The sequence below is a fragment of the Marinobacter sp. F3R08 genome (assembly GCF_018860425.1).
Lineage (GTDB): Bacteria > Pseudomonadota > Gammaproteobacteria > Pseudomonadales > Oleiphilaceae > Marinobacter.
In genome coordinates this window covers 1-3,779 of record NZ_JAHKPI010000017.1, presented here as the reverse complement: position 1 = coordinate 3,779, position 3,779 = coordinate 1, and the positions used below count along the sequence as shown (strand labels likewise).

Annotated in this window: 4 protein-coding genes and 1 pseudogene; 4 read left to right on the top strand and 1 reads right to left on the bottom strand. The window is 46.6% G+C overall.

Annotated features, from left to right (window positions below):
* Both KO499_RS12290 and KO499_RS12285 read left to right on the top strand, forming a co-directional pair.
* A pseudogene (locus tag KO499_RS12290) lies at positions 1-198 on the top strand (S-(hydroxymethyl)glutathione dehydrogenase); the annotation flags it as partial.
* 21 nt (positions 199-219) lie between these two features.
* Positions 220-654, top strand: a complete 435-nt coding sequence (locus KO499_RS12285) for an alpha/beta hydrolase-fold protein (protein WP_000439571.1) — start codon at positions 220-222, stop codon at positions 652-654.
* Between the two features lie 33 nt (positions 655-687).
* On the opposite strand, the gene KO499_RS12280 is transcribed toward KO499_RS12285, so the two are convergent.
* Positions 688-1,392, bottom strand: a complete 705-nt coding sequence (locus KO499_RS12280) for an IS6-like element IS26 family transposase (RefSeq protein WP_001067855.1) — start codon at positions 1,390-1,392, stop codon at positions 688-690.
* 185 nt (positions 1,393-1,577) lie between these two features.
* Between KO499_RS12280 and KO499_RS12275 the strand changes: the two genes are divergently transcribed.
* Positions 1,578-2,219: a type A-2 chloramphenicol O-acetyltransferase CatII gene (locus KO499_RS12275; RefSeq protein WP_011751353.1), complete on the top strand. Its 642-nt coding sequence runs from the start codon at positions 1,578-1,580 to the stop codon at positions 2,217-2,219.
* A gap of 673 nt (positions 2,220-2,892) precedes the next feature.
* A partial coding sequence (locus KO499_RS12270; protein ID WP_215984054.1) for an IS5-like element ISKpn13 family transposase occupies positions 2,893-3,779 on the top strand: 887 nt, incomplete at its 3' end.

Genomic DNA, 3,779 nt, shown 5'->3' with positions numbered 1-3,779 from the left:
ACCGGCCGGGTCTGGAAAGGCACGGCGTTCGGCGGCGTGAAAGGGCGTACCCAGTTGCCGGGAATGGTGGAAGATGCCATGAGCGGCAAAATCGAGCTGGCGCCGTTTGTCACGCACACCATGGAACTGGATAAAATCAATGAAGCTTTTGATTTGATGCACGACGGCAAATCCATCCGCACAGTCATTCATTACTGATAACGTATTCAGGGAGATACTATGGAACGGATTGAACATCACGTCTGTTTCGGCGGCAGCCAGGAAGTCTGGCGTCACCACTCTGCGGTGACCGGCACGCCGATGACTTTTTCCGTGTTTCTGCCGCCGCAGGCAAAAACAGAGAAATGTCCTGTGCTGTACTGGCTTTCCGGGCTGACCTGCAACGAGCAGAATTTTATCACCAAAGCCGGGGCACAGCGTTACGCAGCGGAACACGGCCTGGTGATTGTCGCGCCGGATACCAGTCCGCGCGGCAGTCAGGTGGCGGATGATAAAGAGTACGATCTCGGCCAGGGTGCCGGGTTTTATGTCAATGCCACACAGGAGCCGTGGAAAGCGCATTATCAGATGTATGATTATATTCTGAATGAGCTGCACACCCTGGTAAGCGGGCATTTCGGCACATCGGAAAAACGGGCACTGTTGCAAAGTTAGCGATGAGGCAGCCTTTTGTCTTATTCAAAGGCCTTACATTTCAAAAACTCTGCTTACCAGGCGCATTTCGCCCAGGGGATCACCATAATAAAATGCTGAGGCCTGGCCTTTGCGTAGTGCACGCATCACCTCAATACCTTTGATGGTGGCGTAAGCCGTCTTCATGGATTTAAATCCCAGCGTGGCGCCGATTATCCGTTTCAGTTTGCCATGATCGCATTCAATCACGTTGTTCCGGTACTTAATCTGTCGGTGTTCAACGTCAGACGGGCACCGGCCTTCGCGTTTGAGCAGAGCAAGCGCGCGACCATAGGCGGGCGCTTTATCCGTGTTGATGAATCGCGGGATCTGCCACTTCTTCACGTTGTTGAGGATTTTACCCAGAAACCGGTATGCAGCTTTGCTGTTACGACGGGAGGAGAGATAAAAATCGACAGTGCGGCCCCGGCTGTCGACGGCCCGGTACAGATACGCCCAGCGGCCATTGACCTTCACGTAGGTTTCATCCATGTGCCACGGGCAAAGATCGGAAGGGTTACGCCAGTACCAGCGCAGCCGTTTTTCCATTTCAGGCGCATAACGCTGAACCCAGCGGTAAATCGTGGAGTGATCGACATTCACTCCGCGTTCAGCCAGCATCTCCTGCAGCTCACGGTAACTGATGCCGTATTTGCAGTACCAGCGTACGGCCCACAGAATGATGTCACGCTGAAAATGCCGGCCTTTGAATGGGTTCATGTGCAGCTCCATCAGCAAAAGGGGATGATAAGTTTATCACCACCGACTATTTGCAACAGTGCCCCCGAATCTGATATCATTATTCTGTACCAAGCGGCTTACGGAGGACGGGATGCTGCCCATTGAGACAACCAGACTGCCTTCTGATTATTAATATTTTTCGCTATTAATCAGAAGGAATAAACATGAATTTTACCAGAATTGATCTGAACACCTGGAACCGCAGAGAACATTTTGCTCTTTATCGTCAGCAGATAAAATGCGGATTCAGCCTGACCACAAAACTCGATATTACAGCTTTGCGTACCGCACTGGCGGAAACGGATTATAAATTTTATCCGGTGATGATTTATCTGATCTCCCGGGTTGTTAATCAGTTTCCGGAGTTCCGGATGGCAATGAAAGATAATGCACTGATTTACTGGGATCAGACCGATCCTGTATTTACTGTTTTTCATAAAGAGACTGAAACATTTTCTGCGCTCTTCTGCCGTTATTGTCCGGATATCAGTGAATTTATGGCGGGCTATAATGCGGTGATGGCAGAATATCAGCATAATACTGCATTGTTCCCGCAGGGAGCGTTACCAGAGAACCACCTGAATATATCATCATTACCCTGGGTGAGTTTTGACGGATTTAACCTGAATATCACCGGTAATGATGATTATTTTGCTCCGGTGTTTACTATGGCGAAGTTTCAGCAGGAAGATAACCGCGTATTATTACCTGTTTCTGTACAGGTACATCATGCCGTTTGTGATGGCTTTCATGCAGCCAGGTTTATTAATACACTTCAGATGATGTGTGATAACATACTGAAATAAGTTAATTAATACTTTATTTAAGCCACTGTATCCGGAAGGAATGGTGGCTTTTTTTTATCTTTTCGTCGTGATGTGTAATCTCGTTTCAGAATGGTTCAGGATCACTGTACGATAATGCTCCCGTAGTTTGGTAATATCCTTAATAAGAAAAAACAAGCAAAGACGAACAGCAATAGTAATAAAGAAAGCAGTAACAATAACAGTAATAAGTTAGTAACAACACCAGATGCAGTTATAACAATAATAGTATTTATAGTAATAGCACTTACAATAATAGTATTTACAACACCAGAAAGACTGCTGCGACAGTCGTTTTAAACAATACCAGAATGCTGTAAAAGCACCTGTAGTATTAACATTAGTATTAATACCAGTAGTAACACCAGTGAAAACATCATGATGGTATAGAAATATGCCTGAATATGTTTAATTAAACAATAAATAAACCGCCATGTATAACAGAAGATAATATTCTGGTTGGCATTCTTTCTGTTCAGTATAAACATATCGTCCGGCTTCATCAGGAAGGTATATAATAAGTTAAGCTGAACAGGTATATATTTTAGTTTTATTTTTTGATGTTATAAATAAAGTAAGACGATCTGCTAAGGAAGGTGCGATTTAATCGTCATATGTGAGAACATAAAGCTTTCTTTATCATGAGCTGTTTACAATGCCTGCCATTTCCAGCTATTCCTCCCGTAAATCCCGTTTTCTTGACCGTATGAATGTTCTGGTGCCGTGGCAGGATATTGCTGATAAGCTGCTTCACGTCTATCCGTCATCCCGTCGCGGCCGACGGCCTTTCCCCCTGGTGCTTATGCTCCGTATCCACTGCCTGCAACTCTGGTTTGACCTCAGTGACGGAGCGGCTGAAGACGCCCTGCATGATGTCCTGCCGTTCCGTCAATTTGCGGGGATCTGTGACACGGTGCCAGATCGCACAACCATCATGAATTTCCGCCATTTTCTGGAGAAACATCATGCAGGAGAACAGATACTGGCACTGATTAACCAGAAACTGAAGCAGGCCGGACTGATGTTACGTCAGGGCATCATTATCGATGCGACCATTATTTCCGCTCCCTGTTCCGTAAAAAATAAAGCCGGTCAACGGGATCCTGAAATGCATCAGACCCGCAAGGGAAATCAGTGGTACTTTGGTATGAAAGCTCATATTGCTGTTGATGCGGCCACAGGCTTGACGGAAAAAGTAGTGACCACGGCGGCAAATGTGCATGACCTGAATGCGGCGGATAGCCTGATTACGGAGCCGGTAGCAATTGTCTTCGCCGATGCCGGATATCGCGGGGCAGAAAAACGGGACTCTCTGACACATCGGGTTAAAGAGTGGTTTATTGCCAAAGGTCCTCATGCCGTAAAAAAGCTCAGACAGCATCCCCGGCTGAATAAGCAGGCGCTGCATGATGAATATGTGAAAGCAGGTATTAGGGCAAAGGTTGAGCATCCTTTCCGGATACTGAAGTGCCAGTTTGGTTTCAGCAAAACACGATTACGGGGACTGATGAAGAACCACAACCGGCTTTCAATGCTGTTTGC

Bases quoted from the DNA above. Each gene is read 5' to 3' on its own strand.
- KO499_RS12280 (WP_001067855.1), bottom strand. From the start codon at position 1,392: ATGAACCCATTCAAAGGCCGGCATTTTCAGCGTGACATCATTCTGTGG.
- KO499_RS12275 (WP_011751353.1), top strand. From the start codon at position 1,578: ATGAATTTTACCAGAATTGATCTGAACACCTGGAACCGCAGAGAACAT.
- KO499_RS12285 (WP_000439571.1), top strand. From the start codon at position 220: ATGGAACGGATTGAACATCACGTCTGTTTCGGCGGCAGCCAGGAAGTC.